Here is a 24,817-nt window from a genome sequence, read left to right on the forward strand (position 1 = left end):
CATTTATTCCATTAGTTTTATATGTCTACTAAGATATTTTTATTACAGGTAATATCATGACAGACTTACCAATTGCAGCAGTCATACGGATTGCAAAGGCCAATGGTGCTGAGCGGGTTGGGGCGGATGCAGCTGAACTGATAGCCAAAAAGGCAGAAGAGTTCATAGGCCAACTCACCCGGGATGCCGAGAAGCTTGCGTCTCATGCAGGAAGAAAAACCATCAAAGAAGAAGATATCGAGATGGCTTTTAAAAAGAACTAACCTTTTTTTGGATTGCTTCATTGTAAGTGTTTTTTTCATACTCTTTAAAAGGTCCTCTCTGTTGACTTGTTGCAGAATAATAATCATCTGATCCCATTACAATCCTGATTTTGTTCCCGGTCTGATGTAATAATCTGAACTCATGCATTGACATGCTACAACATGTCAATGTTTATATCAAAAAGAAGAGCAATGATCTAAAGGAATAACAGAAGTTCAGGAGATGTCAGGGCAGTGATTCCTGTACCTGGATGAAAGCATGTTCCTGTATCTGGTAATGGATGGTAGATTGGATTGGATCAGTTAGCACTTTTTATTCTCGCAATTATTCCGATACTGGTAATATTTGTCGGCCTTGTGTTCCTGCGGCTGTCAGGAACACTGATGAGCATCATCGGGTGGATTGTTACCGCAATCATCGCGATACTCTTCTTCAATACCGCCCCTGTAATAGCGGCATATGCATCATGGAACGGGATACTTGCCTCATTTGGTATCTCACTCATGGTTCTCTTCACCATCCTTCAGGTGACGATGATGGATGTGACCGGGGCTATCACCGCGATCACGGTGTATATCAAGTCCATCGCTGCGGAACGGTACGAACAGATCATGATCCTCAACGTGGGATTTGGATCGTTCCTTGTATCCATCGGGGCAACACCGGTCACGATGCTTCCCCCGATCATGCTGGCACTTGGGTTCTCACCCCTTGCAGCTGTAGCCCTTCCATGTCTCGGGTATGACCCGCTCACTTCATTCTCACTTCTTGCAGTCCCGATCACCCTCCCGGCAACTGTCTTTAATCTGGATGTGGGTCATCTGGGCAGCAATATCGCACTCTTCCTTCCCGTCATATCTACCGGTTTTGCACTCAGTATGCTCTGGGTTGCAGACGGAGTAGCCGGTGTCAGAAAGGGTCTGGTTCCCGCAGTCATCGCAGGTCTGACCCTGGGTATATCCTGTATCATCTTTGTTCATATTCTCCCGCCATCTGCCATCGGGCTAGTCGGAGTCTTTTCCGGCCTTGTCACCATCATTATGCTCTTCCTCCTGAGAACTCTCAAAGGAAAACCGGTCCTTGCCAGACTTGATGAGTCAGAGATAGCAAAGGCAGGAATGCCGCTTTGGAAGGCCGTTCTTCCCTGGCTGCTCCTTGTAGTCTTCTGTATCGTAATCAGCATCCCGATCATACAGAGCGGGCTGTACGGCCTGCTCGGACCGCTCCAGAAGATCACCATCGTTGCCAACAAGTCAGTGGATCTGAAGATCCTGAACCAGGCATACTTCTGGGTGATGATCAGTACCCTGATCGCAGCACCGGTCCTTATCAGAACAAAGGAAGAGGCCGAAAAGATCGTAAAGATCTGGATGAGACGTGCCTGGGCTCCGACGGTTGCTGCTGCAGCCCTCTTCGCAGTTGCCTACATCATGGACTGGTCAGGACAGAGTGTCATCAATAACACGCTTACCTTTGCACCGGGTATGGCCGACATGAACATGAATGCCGTGATCGGTCTTACCCTTGCACTTGTATTCGGTGTCGGGTTCCCTGCCATAAGTCCTATCCTCGGACTGTTCGGATCGTTCGTATCAGGGAGCGAGACCTCGTCCAATGTGATGTTTTATGGAATCCTGAAGAAATCAACTGATGTGCTGAATCTTGATTTCATGAAAGTATATGCTGCTCATGCTGTGGCAGGTGGAATTGCGTCAGGTATTGCACCTGCAAAGATCATCAACGCTGCAGCAGTGATAGACAGCCTTGGGATCGAAGGAGAGGTTATCAGAAAATGTGCATCGGTTGCGGTTATCCTGACCCTGATAACCGGTGTGATGCTGGTAGCCTTTATCTATATCTAACATTTTTTGCAGGGAAGCATTAATTTCCGTTCGGTTATCCGTTGAGTCCGACCCTGATAAATAGCCATGGGGCTCCGTACAGGATCCAGATCCCTAGGAACACACCCAGCAGCCATGTCAGCAGATCACCTGTATGACCACTCATGCCATGAGTCATAACCCCAAAGATAATCCAGATTAGCGAAACACCTGTCAGCCCAACGAGATATCTGCCTCCCCGTATAACCCATCGTCCTGCAACATTGAACGATAATCTTCTGGCACATGCTCCTCCGGTTATGATGCCGAAGAGAAAGCCTGACGTCATGAGACTGTTCTTCAGGGAGAAGAGTACTGAGTTTGGAATAACTGTATGATCCACTCCTATCCATCCGGGAGGTATCGAGAAGCCGCTGTTTCCTGTAGATACAAGAGTTGTTATCACCACGAGCAGAACCGAAAGCACCAGACCGGTGCAGATTATCGTATGAGTGGACCATTCTGCGATACGGTCAGATACCGGTTTGTCAAGGAGAATAAGAGCCACAAGCATGAAGAGACCAAACAGCCAGCCTCCGAGTACGTCAAGGGAAAAGTGAACCCCGAGGTACAGGCGGGATATCCCGATAGTCAGGATCAGTATACATATTACAACCAGAAATTTCCATGACCTGACCCAGTATCCTATCATCCCATAGAAGGGGAGTGTCATCTGGGCATGACCGGAAGGGAACCCAAAGCTGAGTTCAGGCTTCAGATTCAACATCTGTACCTGTGAGTTGACCCAGCTGGGCCGTGGAAGTTGCATCGATAACTTCAGAATATCATTTGCCCATCCACTCATAGCCGTGATAAGGGCGAGTCTTAACCCGAGCCTGGTGTCATAGCACCAGTAGACTGCCGTAATAATCAGCAGATATATCTCTGTTGTCCCAAGGAGAGAGACCAGTTGCATGAGTATTGTTAACCAGTCGGGACCCTGCTGGAGTGCCAGGTTTAGATCCGTCCCTGAAATAAGATCCATTATCTCCGGTTGGATCAGCACTCAATTAAAGTGATATTATCAAAAACAGATCATCTATCCGCAAAGTTCCTGACTATGAGAGGTACATAGATATTCAACCGGGATGTCTACATCCCAGATTTCCTATGGCTGTAACACTTGAAATTTTTATAATAATTATCTTAATTGTCCTGAATGGTCTGTTTTCAATGGCCGAATTTGCCCTGGTCTCTGCCAGAAAGATCCGTCTGCAACAGATGGCAGAACGAGGGGAAAAGGGAGCTGATACCGCTCTCTCTCTGTCAGAAGATCCCAATACATTCCTCTCCACGATTCAGGTGGGTATCACTCTGGTCGGGATTCTTACCGGCGCTTTTGGTGGTGCCGCGATTGCAAATGAGATAGAAGGTTCTTTCACAGTAGTTCCTGCCCTGGACCCATATGCAGGAATCATAAGCCTGTTTGTTGTGGTTCTTATTATCACCTACTTCACTCTGGTATTTGGAGAACTTGTTCCAAAGCGAGTGGGCCTTCTATATCCCGAGCAGATCTCGGCCGTTGTTGCTGGCCCGATCATAATCGTCTCGAAAATTTTCAGTCCGATAAATAAACTGGCAAGTCTCTTAACCGATGCCGTTCTCTGGGTCTTCAACTCCCATGCTCCCCAGGACCAGGTGGTAACAGAAGAGGATATCACATCCCTGCTTGAGGAAGGAACACAGGCCGGAGTGTTCGACGAGGCAGAACAGGAACTTGTGCAGAGTGCATTCAGGTTTGGTGACCGGGAAGTTACCACTCTGATGGCACCCCGGCCTGATGTTGTGTACCTGGATCTTGAGGACTCGTTCGAAGAGAACAAGACAAAGGTGCTGGCAAGTGGCCACACCCGGTATCCGGTCTGTCGTGGCGGGCTTGACTCGGTGATAGGTGTTGTTTCGATCAGGGATCTCTGGTCACAGATGGTATCAGGAGAAGAGCCGGACCTCACATTGCTCCTTCAGGATGCCCTGGTCATTCCTGAACACATTACCGCACTTCGCCTGCTTGAACTCTTCCGGACTGCAACAACTCCACTTGCGGTCATCATGGACGAGTACGGATCTGTTGCCGGTATCATCACTCTGCATGATCTGCTCGAAGCGATCGTCGGTGACCTCTCAACCGTGGACGAACCTGACGAGGAGCCAGGTATCATCGAACGTGAGGATGGGTCATGGTTTATTGACGGGATGCTGCCTGCTGAAGAACTTCGGGAACTGCTCGGCCGGGAGAGCCTGCCTGGAGAGAGTGAAGGTGTATACCGGACCGCTGCCGGATTTATCATGGCAGAATTAGGAAAGATCCCAATTCCCGGTGATCATTTTGTCATGGACGGGATACGATTTGAGGTGGCTGATATGGACAAACGTCGGATAGATAAGATCCTCGTCTCCCGGACAAGACCACGGCATGAAGAGGTTGATGATGAGTCTGCTGAGCATCAGATCATCTGAACCTCATGATGAATAGTGCCTTTTTTCAGACTCCTTTTTTTCTGTCGCTGACCATCGGGGTTCCGTTCTGCATATTCAAGATCCTCTTCGGGGTTCTTTCAGTTCGGGTGGGTGAGTCAGAAGGATTTGGTCCTCTTCAGGCAGCCGGGTTTGTGATCATCATATGGGCCTGTGCTGACCTTTTGATGAATATGATTCGTGCCTCCCTTGACCTTATGGGGAATAGTAATGAGATCGAGTTCTGCACACTTGCCCAGGCCGGAAGAATACTAAAAGCCCCTGCCGTGTTTCTCGCACTCGATACCGTTATCACCTTTGCGATCATCTGCTTCGTGCTCTGGTCCGGCTGGATCGTCCGGTTCGTTCAGATTGAGTCGTATCTCTGGTACTTTGCGACAACGCTCAACCTGATCAGCCTCTCACTAGTGGGTCTCTATACCGAACTGATCCGGTACCAGGATTTGAAAAAGAGTACCTGAAGTTTTTCAGGTTGTGAACCGGTTCATCTCTTCTGACATATGTACAACAGAGGTCGTAGCCTGTCCGATAACCCGGGAGATCTGGTCTAGAGCTGCTGAAGCCTGCTCGGTTGCCGCTGAAGAATCCACCGCCTCTTTTGCAGTCTGTTCAACCAGAGATCCCACTTCATGAACGCTCGCACTGATCTCCTGCACAGATGCTGCCTGCTCCTCAGTCGTCCCGGCTACTTCACCTATTCTTCTGGTAATATCAGCAATAGCTGTCGCAATCTTATCGAACACAGCTAGGGTCTCTTTCACTGCCTGATCTCCGGCAGTTACGTCTTCAAGTGACCTGTCCATGGATGCAGTGACATTCAGTGATTTCTTCTGGAGACCCGCAATCAGAGTCGCTATCTTCTCTGCAGAATTACGTGACTCTTCTGCCAGCTCTTTCACCTCCTCTGCTACGACAGCAAAGCCCATTCCAGCTTCACCTGCCCGAGCAGCTTCAATGGCTGCATTAAGAGCGAGGAGATTGGTCTGGTCAGCAATACCTCCGATGACACCGACGATGGATCCGATCTCCTCCATCTGCTGGTTAATCTCTGCAACCACCTGGCTTGTCTCCTCAAATGAGCCTTTTATATTCTGCATCCCGCTATCGGTTTTTTCCACCAGACGTGCTCCGTCTTCTGCGAGTGTATCTGCATCCTGAGTTAGTGAAGCAACGCTTCTTGTATCGGTGGCGACTGCAGAGACTGCGGTTGCAAGATCGTTCATGGCATGCAGGATCTGCTGGATGCCATGCAGGGATTTATCTGAAAAATTGCTCACCTGAGATGCATTCTGTGCAAGATTGCGTGCTCCCGCCGATATCTCTTCAATACTTGCGTTCACCTCCTCCATTCCGCTCATCATCCTCTCGACCTCTGAAACAACAGAATGTACCGCTACACCGGTCTCCTCCCCGATGGTATTCATCGCCCCTTTAAACGGGATGAAATCACCAGTGACCGGGACAGACTCTGAAAACCGTGCCGAAAAGTCACCGGTGGCGTATAATCCTGCAAGGCGCATACTTTCGTTCACGGGTCTGACAATATTTTCGAGAGTTGTGTTGATCCCTGCGATGATCTCCCTGTATGAACCCTGGAATTTTGTCTCGTCGCCACGGGCGGAAAGTTCTCCACGGACAGCGGCTTCTGTGAGAGAACGTGTCTCACCAGTCAGATTGTTGATGGTATCTACCGTAGCCTTGAGAGCAGGCCCGATCTCATCACGGTCATCAATGACCGGAACGGTATCAACCTGTTCACCTGCTGCTATCTTCTGCATGATGCCGATGACAGACGTCTGCAGAATCTCTGCAAAATCATCCATCTCATGAGCCATCCTTCCAACCTCGTCACCCCGGGTCATCATGAGCCGCATTCCCAGATGTCCTCTGCCCATATCCTGAATCATCTCCATGGTTCTACCCAGGGGCCTTGTGATGCTGTTCGTCAGGATCAGAGCGAATGATAAACCAAATATGATCGCGAACAGGGTTATCAGCAGGAAGATGATCGAGGACTGTTGATAGAGTCCTGCGATCTCATTCTTCAACAGCTCTGATTGATCCTGGTTGTAGATCTCGAGCTGATCGATGGCACCCTGTGCAGCATCACGGGGTGTCTTGAACTCGTCACTGTAAATTCCAATAAGGGCAGCCTCCTCTTTGCCCGCCTTCATGTTTTCTATAACCCCGCGTAATACAGTCTCAAAGACCGGCCAGTTGGAGTTGAAGGTTGCCAGAAGTTTCTGCTCCTCTTCTGAGGTGGCGTTCTTCTGATACGCTGCAACCTTTGTCCTGATATTTGCGATCTCCTAATCTACTTCAACAAACTTCTCCTCTCTCTCATCCTTGGCAAAGACAGTCTTGTAGATGTTAACCCTGATATTCAGAAAACTGGCGTCTGCATTCATCAGACCTTACAGTGCCAATAGTCGTTCAGAGTACATCCTGTCAGCCTTCTCGGTCATGGTTCCCATCGAGGAGAATCCGATGAACGAGATGATGACAGCAATGACGATCATGATACCAAAGCCACCGAGTAGTTTCGGCTTTAATGCAATGTTATCCAGAAACATATCCCTCCCTCCTGTAAAGAACTGCACGAATTGCGCGGTGATTCAATGAATGCAAGTAAATGGCAATAAATTCTTGCCAGGCGGGGATACTTAAAAAAGGATGAGATTATTCCATATCAGGCGCTGAGTCATCATCGCCTTCATCGATGATCTCTGCCTGTGGAATGTCCTGCAGTTCCTGCGACTCTTCAGGAGACAGGGAGGTAACTCCGACGACGCGATCCTTGGAACCAATTCTCATGATTCTGACACCACGGGTGCTGCGACCCTGGATCGAGATCTTGTTGACCTTGGTCCTGATGACATTTCCTTCAGCACTCATCAGGATGATCTCCTCGTCTTCAGATAATGCAAATGCTGTTACAACACCGTCGTTACGGCCGACCTTGATATTTCTGACACCAAGCGTTCCCCGTCCATGACCACGATACTCATCGAAACTGGTTCGCTTTCCGTACCCTGCTTCGGTGATGGTGAGGAGAAGTTTCCCTTCCTCAACAACAGTCAGACTGCGGACCACGTCATCATCCCGCATCCGCATCCCGATGACACCAAGAGCGTTCCGGTGACGCAGTGAGATCTGATCCTCATGGAACCGCAGGCTTTGCCCGTACCTGGTAGTAATAAGCACTTCCTGGGTTCCGTCGGTTACGATCACATGTACGAGGTGATCGCCCTCACGAAGGGTAATTGCATTCACCCCTGTTGAACGTGGGCGGGAGAACTCATCCTGTGGGATCTTGATCGTCATCCCGTGTTCGGTCAGGAAGAGGAAGAATCGGTCTGAGCAGAACTCTTTAACCGGGATGACAGCAGTCACACGTTCTTCAGCGTTGAGGTCAAGCAGGTTTACGATCGCCTTGCCTCTGCTCTGACGAGAACCTTCAGGAATATCAAAGACCCTGAGCCAGTATGCCCTTCCTTCGGAGGTGAAACAGAGGAGGTGATCGTGGGTATATGCGACAAACACCTGCTCAACAAAGTCCTCGTCCTTGGTTGAGATGCCCATGACACCACGACCGCCACGTCCCTGGGTCCGGTATGCATCTATGTCGATATATTTGATGTAGTTATGACGGGTGAGACAGACCAGAACCTGCTTGTTCGGGATGAGATCTTCCTTGTCGATGGTGGTCGAGTCGATCGTGATCTGGGTTCTGCGGCTGTCACCAAACTTTGCTCCGGCCTCGGTCAGTTCCCTGGCAATTTCAGATCTGATGTTTGCCTCTGTAGAGAGAAGTTCAAGAAGGCGGCGGATCTCTGCTTCGAGTAGTTCCCGCTCGTCCACGAGTTTCTGCTTTTCAAGTGCAGCGAGACGGCGGAGTTGCATCTGCAGGATGGCAGTCGCCTGTGCTTCGTCGAGGTCAAACTTTGAAACAAGAGCCTGCTTTGCATCATCTGCAGTCTTTGATGCCCTGATGGTTGCGATGACTGCATCGATATTGTCTATGGCATGGAGCAGGCCACGGAGAATGTGGACACGCTCTTCTGCTTTTCGCTTATCAAACTCACTTCTGCGGGTTATAACAGTGATCCGGTGTTTTACAAACTGCTCGATGAGTCCGATCAGGCCGAATACCTTCGGCTGTAGATCCATGATCGCCAGGTTGATGATACCAAACGTGGTCTCAAGAGCGGTGTGTTTGTACAGGTGATTCAGGATCATCTGGGGATGTGTACCCTTCTTCAGATCGATGACGATCCGCATCCCTTCCTTGTCTGACTCATCCCTGATGTCAGATATACCTTCTATCCTCTTTTCTCTGACAAGGTCAGCGATATATTCGATGAGTCGTGCCTTGTTCACCTGGTATGGCAGCTCAGTGATGATGATCTGTTCCCTTTTACCGGACTCATCAATATCAGCAACGCCCCTGACTGTGAGTTTCCCATATCCGGTATGGTAGGCAGACTTGATCCCGTCTGTGCCCATGATCACTCCGCCGGTTGGGAAGTCAGGACCCGGCATGATCTTCATCAGATCATCAACCGTGGCTTCAGGGTTTTCCAGATAATAAATGATGGACTTGCAGACTTCACCCACATTATGAGGTGGCATCTTGGTAGCCATACCGACAGCAATACCATCTGAACCGTTGATTAACAGGTTCGGCAGTTTGGCTGGAAGAACATCCGGTTCTTCGAGAGATTCATCAAAGTTCGGAGAGAATGATACTGTCTCTTTCTCGATGTCTGCGAGTAACTCCTCTGCTTCAGGTTTCAGCCTGATCTCGGTATATCGCATTGCTGCAGGGGCATCACCATCTATCGATCCGAAGTTACCCTGCCCATCGGCAAGCATCATACGGTATGTCCAGGGTTGGGCCATCCTGACGATCGTATCATAAATGGAAGAATCACCGTGTGGGTGATACTTACCCATGACTTCTCCGACTACACGGGCGGATTTTTTGTATGCCTTGTCATGGGTGTTACCCATCTCCCACATGGCAAACAGAGACTTCCGGTGAACCGGTTTAAGACCATCTCGTACATCAGGAATAGCCCTGCCGATGATGACCGACATGGCATAGTTGATGTAAGAGGTCTTCATCTCCTCTTCGATATTAACCCTGTTTACACGGGGATTGAGGATGCTCACCTCCGGTTGTTCTTCAGATGTCAAGGTTGGTCACCTCTTTGCAGTGTCTCTTAATGAAGTCCTTTCGGGCTGTCACATCATCTCCCATCAGTTTCTCGAAGATCTCGTTTGCATAGGTACCATCCTCGATCTTTACCTGTTTGAGGATTCGTGACTCCGGATCCATTGTTGTACTCCAGAGCTGGATAGCATTCATCTCACCAAGACCTTTGTATCGCTGGACTCCGACTCCCTTATCTCCCATCTCGAGCATAATTCTGCGCATATCATCCTCGGTATAGGCGTACATCTCCTGCTTTCCTTTTGCAATCCTGTAGAGGGGAGGTTGCGCCAGATACACATACCCGGCTTCAATAAGGGGAAGCATGTACCGGTAGAAGAAGGTCAGAAGCAATGTTGCGATATGGGCTCCATCGACATCTGCATCGGTCATGATTATGATGTGATGGTATCGTGCCTTCTCAAGATCAAAAGTTTCCCCGACTCCGGTTCCAATTGCTGATATAAGAGCCTGAATCTCGTTGTTCTTGAGGATCTTGTGAACTGTTGCTTTCTCAACGTTCAGGATCTTACCACGGAGTGGGAGGATTGCCTGGAACCGTCTGTCACGTCCCTGTTTGGCGCTGCCACCTGCAGAATCTCCTTCCACAATATACATTTCACTCTTTTCAGGAGCACGCTCAGTGCAGTCTGCCAGTTTACCGGGCAGGCCGGATGAATCAAGAGTGCTTTTTCGTCGGGCAAGTTCCCTCGCCTTTCGTGCCGCCTCCCGAGCCTGAAATGCTAATACTGCCTTTTCAATGATGGCACTGAGATCCTTGGGGTGCTCCTCGAAGTACTCACAGAGTGAAGCGTAGACCAGCGAGTCAACTATACCCTTGACCTCGCTGTTCCCGAGTTTCATCTTGGTCTGTCCTTCAAACTGGGGATTTGCCATCTTCACCGAGATGATGCAGGTCAGACCTTCACGAACATCCTCTCCCTTGAGTGAGAAGTTCGGGTCTTTGATCGCCTTGTTCTCCTTGCCCATCTTGTTGATGGCCTTGGTGAGTGCTGATCTGAATCCCTCAAGATGTGTTCCACCTTCGCGGGTGTTGACACTGTTGACGTATGTGAAGATCTTTTCAGAAAATGAGTTTGTATACTGGAATGCGATATCCACCTCGACCTTGTTCTCGAGGTCACTCTTCTCAAGTGCTATCACACTTTCGTGGATTGGCGGGATGTCCTTGTTTAAAAACCTGACATACTCGGTGATACCACCGCTATATGAAAAGATTTCACTACATTCATTCCAGTCTTCACATCGCTGGTCGCAGATTTTAATTTTGATACCACTGTTCAGGAATGCAAGTTCACGCATCCGGTGAGCAAGTACATCATAATCAAACTCGACGGTATCAAAAATTGAGATGTCAGGTTTGAAGGTGACAATAGTACCGGTGACTGCCACCTTGTAAGCCCTTAGGAAATCCTCACGGTTCTCCGGAGCATCAGAAGGGAGTGAACCGTACCTGCGTATGTACCGCTGTCCGAGTTCCTCCAGTGATTCTTCACGGGTGGTCATCTCCTGGATAACTCCCCCGCGTGAAAACTGCATCTCGTATTCTTTACCTTCTTTCCAGACCTTTGCGGTTAATTTGATAGAAAGAGCGTTGACAACCGAGACACCAACACCATGAAGACCACCAGAGACCTGGTAGGTATCTTTGTCAAATTTTCCACCAGCATGGAGAACAGTCAGCACTGTTTCAAGAGCACTTTTGTTGTTGTTCTCCTTCATCGGATCGATCGGGATACCCCGGCCGTTATCCTCAACACTGACGCTCCCGTCCTGGTGTATGATAATATCTATCTGGTTACAGTATCCGGCAAGTGCCTCGTCGATAGAGTTATCAACAACTTCGTATACCAGGTGATGAAGACCCCGTGTATCGGTAGAACCTATATACATTGCCGGGCGTTCACGTACCGGTTCAAGCCCCCGCAATATTTTGATATTTCCAGAATCGTACGTGTCTGACAAACTGAACCCCCATTCAAAATGGAATAGTTACGATAGTACCCTATTCTATCGCCGTCTGGAGACTTAAATATCAGGTTTATTTTTTCGATATTGGGCCTTCAGGTAGCAAAAAGATTCATAAAAGTGTTGATGATCATCAGAAGTGGTCATCATGGTATAAGAGGGATATCCCTTGATCCTGTCTAGCAGACCGGCTGTGTGTACTGGGGATCCCTCATTGATTTTACAAGGAAGTATCCAACCACTCCAAAGGTGATGATCGGTGAGACAAAGGTTGGGACATGAACACCGAATGAATCGATGATCATGATACATCCCAGGCAGAGGATCGAGTACATCGCCCCGTTCTTCAGGAATCGGTACCGCTTGATGCGATCAACATTGCTCACGGTGAGCTGCCGTACGACGATCGCACCTAGAGCATTTCCGACCAGAATAAGGGGGACAGACATCGTGAATGCGAAAGCGCCGAGTACTCCATCTATCGAGAATGTGGCATCAATGACCTCAAGATAAAAGATCTTGCTGATGTCAGACATGTTTCCTCCGATAAGTTCCTTTTCCTGCGCCTCTGCATTCTGTCTGAATCCATGTACGATAAAGAAGGCACTTGACCCGACCACTGCCCCGAATGCCATCAGCGGATGTTGCTCAAGAGCAAACCACACGATAAGGGCCAGTAATATGGAGACGATGGCAAAGAACCAGACACCTTTGGACTCGAGATACTTCTCTCCCTTCAGTCCGTACTCTTTATCCTCAAGGAACAGCCAGTGGAGGAAAAGGAAGATAAGGAATATACCCCCGCCGATGAGAAGCATCGGTGAAGATGCTTCTATGGCCTCTTTGATCTCCGGGCTGTCACTGAACATTGCGGTAAAAACTTCCCATGGACTCAGGGAAGGTGTTGCAGCCCAGACCAGAATAAGCGGAAGCAGACCCCGGACCACAAAGACTGCAAACAGAATTCCCCAGAACAGGAACCATCGCCGAAATTGAGGCTTCATCGTTGAGAGGACTTCTGCATTGATGATAGCATTATCAATGCTCGATATTATCTCAAAGAGACAAAGACCGAAGATGATCAGGATGATAGATACAATATCCACAAATATACATTCGATCTGAAGATCTATTAATCTCCCTGATAGGTGATCATATCATCACGAATGAGAAGTGGAAAGATCCGAGTAAATATAAATAGTCCTGATCCTATCCATTTGTATGAACTATCGCTCACTCTTCATGTTGTTTCTGGTTGCCGGATTCATATTCTCTGCCGGATGTATCTCTTCCAAGGATGGTCAGACACAGTCAGCCCAGGAAACACAAGCAACCCTGACACCCTCAACCCAGGCCACGGTAGCCAGTGAGGCTGAGAAGTCTGTTACTCCAGGATCAGATACAAAAACTCCTGCAACAATGCAATCACCGTCTTCTACTACGGTTGGAACCACCTCTTCAACAATTGTGAAAGCCCCTGACATGGCAGGATTCATATCAGACAGTTTCCCCAAGGTCACCGATACTTATATTGCAATAAAAAAATCCAGAGGAGCGCTTGACTGGAAGAAGGTCCAGGAGCAGGCTCTGGCTCTGCAGATCCAGGTTCAGGATCTGAAGAAGACATATCTGCTCGACGTACCGAATCCTGAAAAGACAGTCTTCCCAGGACTTAACAGCAGAGAGCAGATCGTGTTCCTGAAATATATCAGGTACCTGAACGACATGGAGAGTTTTGCAACCAACCTGAAGAATGCCGTCTACTACCAGGAGAAGGGTGGCGATCCTGACTCTCTACAGACTGCTCACCGGTATCAGAATCTGGCTGATCAGTTTGAGAAGCAGGCAATAGCCGAGGTGAAGACAATATCAGATTATTGTACCGATTTTAAGTATTCATTCATGAACCCGGTATCGGTTCAGGAATATCGGTACGTGTAATCTCTTCTCTTCTATTTTTCGAGAGCAAGGCTGGCACGTGAAATCCCGGTGCCAAACCGGACTAGATTTTATGTGAACCGTACAGTTCCGTCAGTGCCATTCACTTCAGCGAATGTTCCGGCCGGAAGATCTGTGAGAGGAACAGTAAGGCGATCAACCATGGGAATATGCCCGATGATTGCACCGACAGCAATGATCGTCTCGGCTTCTGTATTAATGATCGCAGCAGGTGCATGACCACTTCTGGACAATGCATAGAGAATGTAACTCCCGACCGTCGAACCCTTTCCGTACTCAAATGCAAGAACAGTGCCGGTGATATCTTTTCCTTCAAGAGGATGCCCTTTCTCCATCACGACACCGGTCTCCGGGTCTACTCCGGATAGAAATGAGATTGGATCCGGGCCGATGAGTAACGGTCCTTCTGCTGTTCCTTTGGAAATTCCCCGCCCTTGAAGAATCATATCCTGAGTGTATGAGGTATTCCCGGAAATATGCTATCCTGTTCTGGCATATTTGGAAAAACGGAAACCGACCATCCAAAAAAATTGTCTAATCCGAATCAGACGGTGAACCTTCCCATCTCCTGTGAGATCCTATTTACTGATTCGGCCTGACTGGTTATCACCTGTGAGATCTGGTCGAGTGCTGCAGAGGCTTCTTCGCTTGCTGCCGCAGATCCAATAGCCTCTTTGGCAGTCTGTTCGATCAGGGCTCCAACCTCATTTACACTTGCCGTAATCTCCTGGACCGATGCGGCCTGTTCCTGGGTGGCTCCAGCTACTTCGCCCATATGAGAACTGATATCATTGATCGATTTCACGATATCACTGAAGACAGCAAGGCTTTCTGTTACTGCAGCGCTTCCCGCCTTTACTTCCTCTGATGATCCCTCCATCGCCTCATTAACTTCTTTTGACATCTGCTGGAGAGTTCCAATAATTCCTGCTATATTCTCGGCAGACTTTTGTGACTCAAGGGCCAGGGATTTCACTTCATCAGCTACAACGGCAAACCCAAGGCCTGCATCACCTGCACGAGCAGCCTCGATTGCAGCATTTAATGCAAGGAGATTTGTCTGGTCAGCGATGTCACTTATCACCTTCACAATCTTTCCAATTTCACCCATCTGCCGCGAAATATCACTGATCATGGCATCTGTTTTTCCAAACGAGGATATTATCCCCTGCATTCCTTCTTCGGCACGTTTGGCCTGCTCTGCTCCATGATTAGAAAGGTCCACTGCTTCAAGACTAAGACCTGAAACCTGCTCTGCCTTTCCTGCGACTGATGAAACAGCAGTGGAGAGATCCTCCATTGCAGTAAGGACTTGTTTAACTCCTTCACCGCTGTGCTCAGCAAGTTCGCTCACCTTGTTTGAACTCTGTGCAAGAACTCCTGAACTTGCGGTAACTTCTTCAACGCTGGCACTTGTCTCCTCCATGCCTGATAACAGTAGTTCTACCTGGCGCTGAACTTCGGATATCGCATCTGAACCTTCGGCACCGATCTGGTCCATGGCATCCCTGAACCCGGTGAAATCACCGGCAACCTGCAGGCCGGGATCAAACCGGTCAGTGTAGACGCCTTTACTGTATGAGCCAGCCAGCCGCATCGACTCCTGAACCGGAGTCACTACGGCATCGAGCGTCATGTTGATCCCTCTGATTATATCCTGGTAATTTCCTTTGAATGATTCCGGCTCTCCACGTATCGATAGATTTCCTTTGGAAGCTGCATCAGTTAATTTAGAGATCTCATTCACCAGGGAATCAAGGGCGGATATAGTCGTGTTGAGGGCGGGAGTTATCTCATCGGCATCATCACGGCTCTTGACCAGATCTGTCCTGACACCATCTGCGATATCTTTCATCTTTCCTATGATATCATGCTGGAGTGAATCAGCAAAGTTGTCCATGGTCCGTGCCATAACACCAACTTCGTCTTTGCGGACCAGATTAAGCCGCATGCCGAGTTTCCCAAGCGAGAGGTGCTCAAGCATTGTAACAGTCTGGGAAAGTGGCTTTGTGATACTCCGCGTCAGATAAATGCCAAGGGTGATACCGACAACTGCTGCCAGAATGGTCAGCAGAATCATCGCCATCATGGCAAAGTCAGAGTCTTTATCCTCAGTCTTCTTGAGTTCATCAGCCCGGTCAAGATTGGTCTTACGCAGTGAGGTCATTGCAACATCTATCTCACCCCTGGCTTTTGCTGTCGCACTTCCCGCAGCTATACCCGCAAGTGCCGAATCAGTCTGCCCGGCCGAGATATTTGTCAGGACATTACCCACCTCACTCTGGTATGCACCCCACGCTTTCTCGAAATTTTTTACCTGCTGCTCTTCATCACCGACGAATTTCTTCTGCTTGTACAGGGCGATTTGGGAGTTGATCACATCTATGGCATCCCTGGCCTTCTTCAGACTGGCCTCTCTCTCATCTGGAAGAAGAATCGCTTTGTAGGCTTCTCCCCTGATCATCTGAAGAGATGCCTCTATCTTGCCCAACTGGTCAGTTGGAAGAAGACGATCCTGATAGATCTCATTCATCATCGAGTCCATATTAGAGATAAAAAAGTACCCGATAACTGAGATGATCACCGCTATTCCAACAACGATGAGGAAACCGCTGATGAGTTTCTTTCCGATTTTAATGTCATCAATAAACATGATCCTCTCCTCACCGAACCCTTCGCGACTGGAATCAGTGCGGCTCTCCCGGTGGATGTGATGACATTACGGATATTTCTATAAATAGATATCGTGGATAAAAAAGGAAAGGATTAGTAAGATGTGTGTACCTGGATAGGCCCCGGTAGATGTATGGGAATGTTACACTTTCATCTGAATATATGTCAGCAGGGTCGTATTGTTCCTGTCAGTCATGGTGAGGTTCTTATCATGACCTGATACCATTGCCACCTGTTCAAGGAGTTTGAGATAGACAGATTCAGTCTCCATGGTTGCCTGATCCTGACAGGCCATTCGGGTTCCTACAATCTTCGAGAACGAAAGACTGGTTCCTGATAGATTATAATGGCCGGTATATGGATTGCATCCGGATACTCCGGTTACCTCATTATCCTTTCCAAATAGTGCGGAAATTTTCGTATTGTTAGTGAGCCGGACTGGTATTCCATCCTTCCGAAGGTATGATGTCAGGTACCATGCGGTATTCTCAAGAGTTTTATTTGCTGTAATCGGGGATATCGTATATTTTCCCAGGATATTCTCAAGATGTTCTATTACTGGTTCAAGTAGTACAGGGATCGATCCGTTTGATGCTTTGATGGTCTGATTTTGATACCTGATGGTATAGATAACAGCATTGGGGGAGGGATTGACAGGCAAAGCCTGGGGTTTAACAGTTGTAAAATTGGCCCTGGTGCACAGGCTTGTGAGGTTATCCATCTCCGAGTCTGAGAGGTTGATGAATTGAATCTGTGTCCATTTTGTTACCTCACCGTGCTTATCAGCAAATATCTTCAGTTCTTCATATGAACCAGTAGTTCCTGCTGCCTTCTCGAATGATATGAGAGGTTCTGATCTGTTGGATATCCTGCTTCCTGCTACCGGTTCGATCGATATTATGTGTACCGGATCTCCTGCCATTATTACAGATACCATGTCGTGAACAGGTTGTAACTGGTACGAAACTATGGTTCCGTTTACCTTGAGATCAGGAGGAAGAGAAAGCGGCTGGTAGTGATGGCCTCTGTCGTCTCTGATTGTATATGCCCCTCCTTCAAGATCCTGAAAAAGTATTACTCCTGTTCCGGATATGATTGGAACGGTGGTTTCTATCACATCCGGTTTTCTGGTTGAACCATTTGATCCGGACTCAGATCTGTTATCTGCCACCTGAGTGGTGTGTGTTGTAATCACTGATTGAACTGGTGTTTTTCCGCTCTGATCTGTTGAAAGACATGCAGAAAAAAGACAACTTACAGCCAGAACCAGAACAAGACTGACAAGAAGAAACTTAATCCGTCCCATGATACTCACCGATTACCATAAGGTTACCCTGACTGCTATGAGAGTCTTCTGGTAAAAATAGTATTCCTAGCGAAGAGATATCTTCGCAGGTCTGTGAATTTTTCAGGAAGGACAATGAGTCTGGGTTCTGAACAACCCGGCAGGAATATGGATCTCAAACCGTGCTCCCTTTCCAGGTACTCCTGTCTCACTGATGGTAAGTCCGGTTGAGGTGAGTATCTCATGAACCAGAAAGAGACCGAGACCTGTGTTATGCCCGACACCCTGGAGAAAAATTCGTTCTTTCTCATCAGGTAAAATTCCCACACCATTATCCTGGAGGATGAGGGTGAGTGAACTGCCTTCATGTCTGGCATACATCCTGATACAACTGACATGTCCGCCATGCCTGAGTGAATTCTCCATCAGGTTATATAGGGCACGGGAGAAGAGAGGATCCGTCCTGACAGATATACCTGAAACAAGGTTTTCAGTAGTGATACCATCTAGGGGCAGTTGTGCTGCAGCCTGATCAAAAGCAGTACCTGCATCTATCCATTCACTCTCACGTATTCCGAGACTCTGGTAATCACGGGTGAATTCGATGAGATACTTGATGCCATCAACTGCATTCTGTGCCTGACTGATGGTATTTGCAATGTTTGTTTCATTCACGTCTTCATCGCTGACGATATCCAGAAATCCGCCAAGGGTTGTAAGCTTGTTTAGAATATCGTGTCTTGTAAGATCTGACAACAGTTGAAGGCGGTGATTCTTCTGCATCAGAGCTTTATGCACTTCCTTGTACGCAGAGATGTCCCGTCCGATTATCTGAATACCGTTATACTGCCCGTCATGATAGATCGGGACTCCACGCATATCCAGTGAGACATACCCGCCATCCCTGCAGCGTATCTGTATCTCAAAATGAGTCAGAGGCTTGCCATCAGAGACCTCCTCCTGCATGCGGGAGATCTTCTCCTGATCGGCCTTAGAGAATACCTCCATCCGAAGAGGTTTTCCAAGGACCTGCGAGATATCATATCCAGTCATCTCATAAAAAGAAGGCGAGATATAGATCGGAATAAACCGGGCATCGAGCATTATGATGAGGTCTTCACTCCTCTCAACCAATCCCCGGTATCTTCCTTCACTCATCTTGAGTTCGTCTTCTGTGATTCTGATCTGTTCATACGCTGCAGCCAGTTCATAGTTCTTCTTCTGAAGGATCTCTTCCGTGTTCTTTCTTCTGACGATCCCCCACATGCCATTCATGAGAAGACTGAGCTGGCGGACATCCTCGTCATTGTACTCCTCGAACTTATTGGTAACCCCTGCAACCATCACGATGTTGTCCCCATCAAAGACCGGGATATTCATGTGACGCTTGAGGGGGATATCTATCGGGAGAACTCCTTTCCTATCAGCTGCACCTGATGCATAATCGTTGGTAATTACAGGCTGGCGTTGCCTGACTGCCTCACCCCAGAGGCCGGTATTTTTTACCTGGTATGAGAGAGGTTTTTCAGAAACCCTACAATCATTGATTGTTCGCTCTGACCAGGAGTACATCGTCAGCGTATACTCGTCATCACTCACGAATGCGAGGTACCCATACTGGCTCTCGGTTATTGTTACGGCACTCTCAAGAGCGAAATCAGTGATCTCTTTCAGGCTTTTATCCCGTATTGCATAGAGCCCTATCATTGCCTCAAGCCTGATCTCGTTCAACATCCTGCTCTTCTCTTCACGTTTCCTGGCACTGATATCCCTGACTATTGCCTGAAGAAGCGTATGGCCGTGAATATCAATCTGACTCATCGTAACTGCAGTATCGATGATTGATCCGTCTGGCCTGGTAAACTGCCATTCAAAAACAGGAATTTCCCCGGATAATGCCCTGAAAATATTTAGTTCAAACAGATCCTTTGCAGTAAGGCCGTCTGGCTGTACCGGGGTAGAGATCTGGGAGGGAGCGGTGCTGATAACTGTCTCACGATCCCTGCCAAGGAGCGTGATTCCCCGCTGGTTACTGTCCACGATCCGGTCATGATCGAGGATGAATATTGCCTCTCCTGCCGACTCAAAGAACTGCCTGAAGGTCGCCTCACTCTCTCTGAGTTTGGTGGATGCACTACGGGTAGAGACCGCCTTTTTGATCTTGTGAGCCAGTTCTGTAAACTGTGCCCGTGGATCTCCACCTTTCTGGAGATAAAAGTCTGCCCCGCTGTTGAGGGCTTCGATGACGATCTCCTCTCTTCCTCTCCCGGTAAAGAGAATGAAGGGAAGATCCGGCCAGCTGGATCGTACCTCTCGCAGGAGCATTATTCCGCTCATGTTAGGCATCTCGTAGTCTGATACTACTGCGTCATATTCTCCTGCCTGAAGTTTACTGAAAGCCTCTCTTCCTGACTGTGCCACATGTATCTGAAAATCACCCAGTTTTTCAAGAAACATCCGCCCGATATCAAGGAGCACCGGTTCATCATCAACGAGTAAGACTGATATCATATTTTGAGATATTTGCCGCTATATGTTGGCTTACGTCCTATATAGCCGATATGATTAGACCATTAGCGAAAATACTATCTATTTCTCATACAAAAATGGGTATGAGCGGCATGATTAGCATACCCGGGTTCTGTACGGCTGGTAAAATTGTGTTGGTTGGGCTTGGGATGCTCTTCCTGTTTGGAAGTCGGGATAGAGAGAGAAAAATCGAAAATATTGTATGGAGTGTCCCGATTCCTCCGGATCTTCTCTCACGCCTGCGTGATTTCTCGCCTGTTGCTATATCGAAAACATCAGGAATATACCTCGACGATGTTTTTGATATTCTGAAAGGAACCAGGCCCAGAACTGCTCCTGAAGTCATCGAAAAACTGACCAAAACCATAGAGATCCTTCAAAAGCGTGATGCAGAGCTCGAGAAAGAAGCTGCAAGGATTGGATTTATAATCAAAGGTTTTGATGCAATCGAGCAGCGCGAACATGAGAAACGCGATCAACCGAAGCGGCTTGGCGGTAAAGAAGAAAAATAAACTCCACTCAGAACTCTTTTATTTTTGATGCCTGTGTCTGTGATGAATATCAGGGCGGTGGGGATGCTCATGGGATATCTCCTCATGAGAATGCAGATGTGAATGAGATCGCAAGTTGACCTCTTCTTTTTTGAACAGGTCACCGGTATGAAGATGCTGATGATGCCCGTCATCATGGGTGTGCCTGAGTTCGTGAATAAGTGGTGGGTGATGGTGTTGATGGATGTGTGTCTCGGTGAAGATGAGGTACATTCCGATGAGCATCATGATGAATGCAGATACAAAAGAGTAGCCGGGCCATTCCCTGAAGATCAGGAACGAGAAGATGATACCAAATATCGGGTTAATGCCAAAGAGCGATCCTGCCTGTGAGATTCCAAGGTTACGCATACTGAGCAGATACAGGATCATGGGCAGTCCGCTATAGCAGAAAAAACCCAGGAGCATTCCGCCAATAACTCCGGAAAAAACTGGCAGAGGTTCGCCAGCAAGATAAGCTCCTACAAGAAGCACCGGGAGGGCGATAACACCTTTAGCAACTTGAATCTGAACCGGATCCCGGTCTGACAGGGATCTGTTCCATCCTGCCTCAAATCCCCAGAATATACAGGTGAGCAGTATCCCCAGGATCCCGGGAGTTATATGTAACCTGAGATCAGAGGTGAATGAGAGTTCATACATCCGATTGTGATCAGGGAAATCGCAATCCATATCCTGGAAGATACAGCCTCTCTGAAGAAGAGAACTGCAATGACAGTGTTGGTTACTGCAACAAAACTGGTGAGGAGCGATGCTTCAGGTGCCAAGATGTACTGAAGACTTACAAGGAGCATAGCAGGCGCCAGAATTGAACCGAATATACTTGATGCAGTGAGCGCAGGAAGATTTCGAAGCACCAGAGGTGCTTCAGTTGTATCATATTTTCCTATATGCCGGTTTCTGATTAGAGCAAATACTCCCATACCGGTTATGGTTCCCGCGTACATCAGAGCACAGATGGTTAATGGTCCAGCATCTGCAAGAATTAATTTTGAAACAGGTGTGCTGATGCTGAAAAGCATTGCAGCAACAATTACAAAGATCAGAGGTGCATGATTCGATTCTACTAATCGGGTAATTGGTGAAGAGGTCAAGATAGATCCCGTAGATTTCCCCTCAATTTCTATGTTGAGTCATAAATAAAGCACGTGGAACAGCATCGACAGACTCATTAAAGTAGACTTATAATGTAAGGTATCTGCCCCTTCGCCAACATTGTGTTGTCAATATAATATGTGGGTTCTGCAATGGTATTCCAATCAGTCAAGCGATTTATCGGGAAGTTCAGACTTCGTACTGTCCTTACAGTCTCGTTGGTTATACTACTGATCTGTGCCATGGGGATTACATGGCTTCTTGCGTACCTTAATACTCAGTATACAACATCAGATCTAGCGAGCCAGTTAGAGGGTGAGATATCAGACCGGATAGTTCAACATCTTGATGTCTATCTTGAAACCCCACACCTCGTAAATTCGCTCTGTCTGGACAGCATAAAGTACGGTGGAATTGATGTACACGATAACGCTGTCCTCGAGAAATATTTCAGATCTCTCTCATATCGGTTTCCTACAGTCGAATCCATATGCTATGCAAATGAAGAGGAAGGTAACTATACGATTATCTCTTCAGTAGGAGCACCGGGAATTGTAAATGGAACTGACCGATATCTTGGATTCTCAAGAGCAAGCACCAACTTCTCTTTTGTAGAATATCTTACTGACAGTGAAGGCCGGTTCATCAGTAAGACTGTTGAACCTGTTCCGTACGATCCCAGGAACCGGCCCTGGTACAAGGCTGCAGTAACTGCTGGCAGATCTACCTGGACCCCTATCTACATGTGGGTTGAAGGGATTGTAAGCCAGGATGCAGTTGTCCCGGTCTATTCAGAAAAAAATAACCTTCTCGGAGTCCTGGACACATCGCTGACACTCGGAGGTATTGGAGAATTTCTACAGGGTCTTCGGATATCAGATCATGGACAGGCCTTTATTATTGAAAAATCAGGGCTCCTTGTTGCCTCGTCCGGATCAGGTGAACCATATATTAAAGAGAATGGAACCCTGGTGAGGTTATCTGCCCTCAACTCAAGCGATTCAGTTGTACAATCAACAAGCCGGTACCTGATAGATCATGTAAATAATCATGCTACTATCACCTCTCGTGAACAGTTTCAGTTTGATGCCAACGGAGTCCGCGAATGGGTGCAGGTTTCACCATATCAGGATACCCATGGTCTGGACTGGCTGATTGTGGTCGTCATACCCGCATCAGATTTCATGGCAAAGGTTGATGCCAACAATAACCTGACAATCCTTCTCATCATTGGATCAGTGCTTGGAACTATCCTCCTCTGTGTAGGACTTGCACGCTGGATTACCAAGCCGGTTTTATCACTGAACAGGTCTGCCCGATCTCTGGCCAAAGGAGACTGGACTGACTGGGTTGATCTTGATCGTCACGATGAGATCGGCGAACTCTCCGAGTCATTCAAGCAGATGGCTGATCAGTTACAGTCAACATTTACATCCTTAAAAACCAGTGAAGAACGATACATCCGTCTTTTCCAGTCCTCAGCAGATGCCATCATTCTCTTCGACAAATATGTCCTTGTCCAGATGAACCGGGCAGGAGAGGAGATGTTTGGGATCTCTCGAAAAGAAGCACCAGGAAAGGATGTAAGAATCCTGTTCGATAACCTTGGACCTGGAATTGGTGAGATGATTCGACTGGGATCAGAACCTGAGAGCGGGTATCTTGACCGGACCATCTCTCGTATAAGTAACGGTAAAGAGCAGTTTATGAATATCCGCCTTACCCGGATTCCAGCAGAGGGACGATCCTTAAGCCTGGTACATATCAGGGATATTACTGATCAGCGGATGGCAATCATCACGTTTGCAGAGCAGGAAGCCCTACAGGAATCCTACTCGCAGATAAAAACAATTCTGCAGTTTCTTCCGGATCCAACCTTTGTCATTGATGCTGAGGGGAGGATCATCATCTGGAACCGGGCAATTGAAAAACTAACCGGAAAATTCTCTGCTGAGATGATCGGGAAGAATAATTATGCACATTCTGAAGCTATTCACAATACGAATCAGCCGATTCTGGTAGATATTGCACTCACTTCAAAGAAGTATGAGGGCAGTTATGATGGCAGTTTTTACCCTGATATCGAGCGTTCCGGTGATCTACTGAAGACAAGCTTCCGGACCGATCTTTCAGGCGAGGTGAAATATTTCTCCTGCCTTGCAGCTCCTCTCTATAACAAGAAAGGAGAGATCATCGGAGCCATCGAATCTATACGGGATATTACGTCACATAAGATGGATGAAGAGGCTCTTTTGATCGCCAATAAGAAGTTAAACCTCCTCTCCAGTATCACCCGTCATGATATAATTAATAAAATCATGATTACGAAAGCCCATCTCTTTCTTCTCGAAGAGACCCCTCTTACGCAGGAACAGTCCGAATCGGTCACAGCAATCAGACGTTCCATGGCAGAGATTGAACATTTTGTAGCCTTTACCAAAACCTATCAGGAGTTAGGATTAAAGGTCCCGGTCTGGCAGGATGTCGGGAAGACCTGCAGAAAGGCTGCAAAGGATGTTGACCTGGGTTCTGTGATTATTCACAATACCATAACCGGCATCTCAATCCTTGCTGATCCTTTATTAGAAAAGGTCTGTTACAACCTTATCGAGAATGCCATCAGGCATGGAGAAGGTCTCACTGAGATCACCATCGCTGCAGAAGAAAAACCTGAAGGGCTCATAATATCTGTTGAAGATAACGGCTCCGGTGTTCCTGATGAGAACAAGGAGATCATATTTGAACGTGGATTTGGAAAAAATACCGGATACGGATTGTTTTTGACCAGAGAGATCCTCTCAATATCTGATATTGTCATCTCTGAACGTGGTACGTTTGGGACCAGTTGCAGGTTTGAGATCCTGGTTCCAAAAGGAAAGTTCAGGTTCAGTTCAGAATAAAA

18 protein-coding genes and 1 pseudogene are annotated in these 24,817 nt (G+C 47.7%); 7 read left to right on the plus strand and 12 right to left on the minus strand.

All coding sequences use genetic code 11. From position 1 onward, the window contains the following. Window positions 1–56 precede the first annotated feature (56 nt). The gene (locus ACHZA2_RS16870) at window positions 57–263 is read left to right on the plus strand and encodes a histone (RefSeq protein WP_319580671.1); all 207 of its coding nucleotides are present in this window, start codon (window positions 57–59) and stop codon (window positions 261–263) included. A 294-nt stretch (window positions 264–557) separates the two neighbouring features. Next, entirely contained in the window at window positions 558–2,126 is a 1,569-nt protein-coding gene (locus ACHZA2_RS16875; protein WP_319580672.1) for an L-lactate permease, read from the plus strand. Window positions 2,127–2,160: 34 nt separating this feature from the next. On the opposite strand, the gene ACHZA2_RS16880 is transcribed toward ACHZA2_RS16875, so the two are convergent. Continuing rightward, window positions 2,161–3,129, minus strand: a complete 969-nt coding sequence (locus ACHZA2_RS16880; protein ID WP_319580673.1) for a phosphatase PAP2 family protein — start codon at window positions 3,127–3,129, stop codon at window positions 2,161–2,163. A 125-nt stretch (window positions 3,130–3,254) separates the two neighbouring features. Between ACHZA2_RS16880 and ACHZA2_RS16885 the strand changes: the two genes are divergently transcribed. Next, on the plus strand, window positions 3,255–4,601 hold the full coding sequence (locus tag ACHZA2_RS16885) for a hemolysin family protein (RefSeq protein WP_319580674.1): 1,347 nt from the start codon (window positions 3,255–3,257) through the stop codon (window positions 4,599–4,601). A 5-nt stretch (window positions 4,602–4,606) separates the two neighbouring features. Then, window positions 4,607–5,080: a hypothetical protein gene (locus ACHZA2_RS16890; RefSeq protein ID WP_319580675.1), complete on the plus strand. Its 474-nt coding sequence runs from the start codon at window positions 4,607–4,609 to the stop codon at window positions 5,078–5,080. A gap of 6 nt (window positions 5,081–5,086) precedes the next feature. Here ACHZA2_RS16890 and ACHZA2_RS16895 read toward each other — a convergent pair whose 3' ends face one another. The 5 genes and pseudogenes from ACHZA2_RS16895 to ACHZA2_RS16915 all read right to left on the minus strand — a co-directional run bounded on the left by ACHZA2_RS16895 (window position 5,087) and on the right by ACHZA2_RS16915 (window position 12,929). Continuing rightward, window positions 5,087–6,454 carry a methyl-accepting chemotaxis protein gene (locus tag ACHZA2_RS16895; RefSeq protein ID WP_319580982.1) on the minus strand — a complete coding sequence of 456 codons (1,368 nt, stop codon included), beginning with the start codon at window positions 6,452–6,454 and terminating at the stop codon, window positions 5,087–5,089. Then, window positions 6,428–7,192, minus strand: a pseudogene (locus ACHZA2_RS16900) (MCP four helix bundle domain-containing protein); the annotation flags it as partial. The pseudogene ACHZA2_RS16900 and the gene ACHZA2_RS16895, both read right to left, overlap by 27 nt. 106 nt (window positions 7,193–7,298) lie before the next feature. Further along, the gene (gyrA, locus tag ACHZA2_RS16905) at window positions 7,299–9,818 is read right to left on the minus strand and encodes a DNA gyrase subunit A (protein ID WP_319580676.1); all 2,520 of its coding nucleotides are present in this window, start codon (window positions 9,816–9,818) and stop codon (window positions 7,299–7,301) included. Next, window positions 9,808–11,820, minus strand: coding sequence for a DNA topoisomerase subunit B (locus ACHZA2_RS16910; RefSeq protein ID WP_319580677.1), 2,013 nt, complete (start codon window positions 11,818–11,820; stop codon window positions 9,808–9,810). Before ACHZA2_RS16910 ends, gyrA begins: the two co-directional genes overlap by 11 nt. Before the next feature lie 182 nt (window positions 11,821–12,002). Further along, complete coding sequence (locus ACHZA2_RS16915; RefSeq protein WP_319580678.1) at window positions 12,003–12,929, minus strand: DUF475 domain-containing protein; 927 nt, start codon at window positions 12,927–12,929, stop codon at window positions 12,003–12,005. Between the two features lie 115 nt (window positions 12,930–13,044). Between ACHZA2_RS16915 and ACHZA2_RS16920 the strand changes: the two genes are divergently transcribed. Continuing rightward, window positions 13,045–13,764, plus strand: a complete 720-nt coding sequence (locus ACHZA2_RS16920) for a hypothetical protein (protein ID WP_319580679.1) — start codon at window positions 13,045–13,047, stop codon at window positions 13,762–13,764. A gap of 68 nt (window positions 13,765–13,832) precedes the next feature. On the opposite strand, the gene ACHZA2_RS16925 is transcribed toward ACHZA2_RS16920, so the two are convergent. The 4 genes from ACHZA2_RS16925 to ACHZA2_RS16940 form a co-directional block, all read right to left on the minus strand. Further along, complete coding sequence (locus ACHZA2_RS16925) at window positions 13,833–14,228, minus strand: aconitase X swivel domain-containing protein (protein ID WP_319580680.1); 396 nt, start codon at window positions 14,226–14,228, stop codon at window positions 13,833–13,835. A 98-nt stretch (window positions 14,229–14,326) separates the two neighbouring features. After that, window positions 14,327–16,435, minus strand: a complete 2,109-nt coding sequence (locus tag ACHZA2_RS16930; RefSeq protein ID WP_319580681.1) for a methyl-accepting chemotaxis protein — start codon at window positions 16,433–16,435, stop codon at window positions 14,327–14,329. A gap of 162 nt (window positions 16,436–16,597) precedes the next feature. Continuing rightward, window positions 16,598–17,761, minus strand: a complete 1,164-nt coding sequence (locus tag ACHZA2_RS16935) for an META domain-containing protein (RefSeq protein WP_319580682.1) — start codon at window positions 17,759–17,761, stop codon at window positions 16,598–16,600. Between the two features lie 102 nt (window positions 17,762–17,863). Beyond that, window positions 17,864–20,251 (minus strand): PAS domain S-box protein, encoded by a 2,388-nt coding sequence (locus ACHZA2_RS16940; protein WP_319580683.1) that lies wholly within the window; start codon window positions 20,249–20,251, stop codon window positions 17,864–17,866. A 101-nt stretch (window positions 20,252–20,352) separates the two neighbouring features. Between ACHZA2_RS16940 and ACHZA2_RS16945 the strand changes: the two genes are divergently transcribed. Then, window positions 20,353–20,781, plus strand: a complete 429-nt coding sequence (locus ACHZA2_RS16945; protein ID WP_319580684.1) for a hypothetical protein — start codon at window positions 20,353–20,355, stop codon at window positions 20,779–20,781. A gap of 18 nt (window positions 20,782–20,799) precedes the next feature. Here ACHZA2_RS16945 and ACHZA2_RS16950 read toward each other — a convergent pair whose 3' ends face one another. Both ACHZA2_RS16950 and ACHZA2_RS16955 read right to left on the minus strand, forming a co-directional pair. Next, a complete protein-coding gene (locus ACHZA2_RS16950) occupies window positions 20,800–21,492 on the minus strand; it encodes an EamA family transporter (protein ID WP_319580685.1) in 693 nt (230 codons plus the stop codon). Beyond that, a complete protein-coding gene (locus ACHZA2_RS16955; protein ID WP_319580686.1) occupies window positions 21,420–21,914 on the minus strand; it encodes a DMT family transporter in 495 nt (164 codons plus the stop codon). Before ACHZA2_RS16955 ends, ACHZA2_RS16950 begins: the two co-directional genes overlap by 73 nt. A 153-nt stretch (window positions 21,915–22,067) precedes the next feature. Between ACHZA2_RS16955 and ACHZA2_RS16960 the strand changes: the two genes are divergently transcribed. Beyond that, complete coding sequence (locus ACHZA2_RS16960) at window positions 22,068–24,815, plus strand: PAS domain S-box protein (RefSeq protein ID WP_319580687.1); 2,748 nt, start codon at window positions 22,068–22,070, stop codon at window positions 24,813–24,815. Window positions 24,816–24,817 lie beyond the last annotated feature (2 nt).

The organism is uncultured Methanospirillum sp. (genome assembly GCF_963668415.2).
GTDB lineage: Archaea > Halobacteriota > Methanomicrobia > Methanomicrobiales > Methanospirillaceae > Methanospirillum.

Excerpts from the sequence above, each read along its gene's own strand:
- ACHZA2_RS16870 (WP_319580671.1), top strand. The coding sequence starts at position 57 with ATGACAGACTTACCAATTGCAGCAGTCATACGGATTGCAAAGGCCAAT.
- ACHZA2_RS16880 (WP_319580673.1), bottom strand. The coding sequence starts at position 3,129 with ATGGATCTTATTTCAGGGACGGATCTAAACCTGGCACTCCAGCAGGGT.
- ACHZA2_RS16885 (WP_319580674.1), top strand. The coding sequence starts at position 3,255 with ATGGCTGTAACACTTGAAATTTTTATAATAATTATCTTAATTGTCCTG.
- ACHZA2_RS16890 (WP_319580675.1), top strand. The coding sequence starts at position 4,607 with ATGATGAATAGTGCCTTTTTTCAGACTCCTTTTTTTCTGTCGCTGACC.
- ACHZA2_RS16895 (WP_319580982.1), bottom strand. The coding sequence starts at position 6,454 with ATGGCTCATGAGATGGATGATTTTGCAGAGATTCTGCAGACGTCTGTC.
- ACHZA2_RS16920 (WP_319580679.1), top strand. The coding sequence starts at position 13,045 with ATGAACTATCGCTCACTCTTCATGTTGTTTCTGGTTGCCGGATTCATA.
- ACHZA2_RS16925 (WP_319580680.1), bottom strand. The coding sequence starts at position 14,228 with ATGATTCTTCAAGGGCGGGGAATTTCCAAAGGAACAGCAGAAGGACCG.
- ACHZA2_RS16930 (WP_319580681.1), bottom strand. The coding sequence starts at position 16,435 with ATGTTTATTGATGACATTAAAATCGGAAAGAAACTCATCAGCGGTTTC.
- ACHZA2_RS16935 (WP_319580682.1), bottom strand. The coding sequence starts at position 17,761 with ATGGGACGGATTAAGTTTCTTCTTGTCAGTCTTGTTCTGGTTCTGGCT.
- ACHZA2_RS16940 (WP_319580683.1), bottom strand. The coding sequence starts at position 20,251 with ATGATATCAGTCTTACTCGTTGATGATGAACCGGTGCTCCTTGATATC.
- ACHZA2_RS16945 (WP_319580684.1), top strand. The coding sequence starts at position 20,353 with ATGAGCGGCATGATTAGCATACCCGGGTTCTGTACGGCTGGTAAAATT.
- ACHZA2_RS16950 (WP_319580685.1), bottom strand. The coding sequence starts at position 21,492 with ATGGATTGCGATTTCCCTGATCACAATCGGATGTATGAACTCTCATTC.
- ACHZA2_RS16960 (WP_319580687.1), top strand. The coding sequence starts at position 22,068 with ATGGTATTCCAATCAGTCAAGCGATTTATCGGGAAGTTCAGACTTCGT.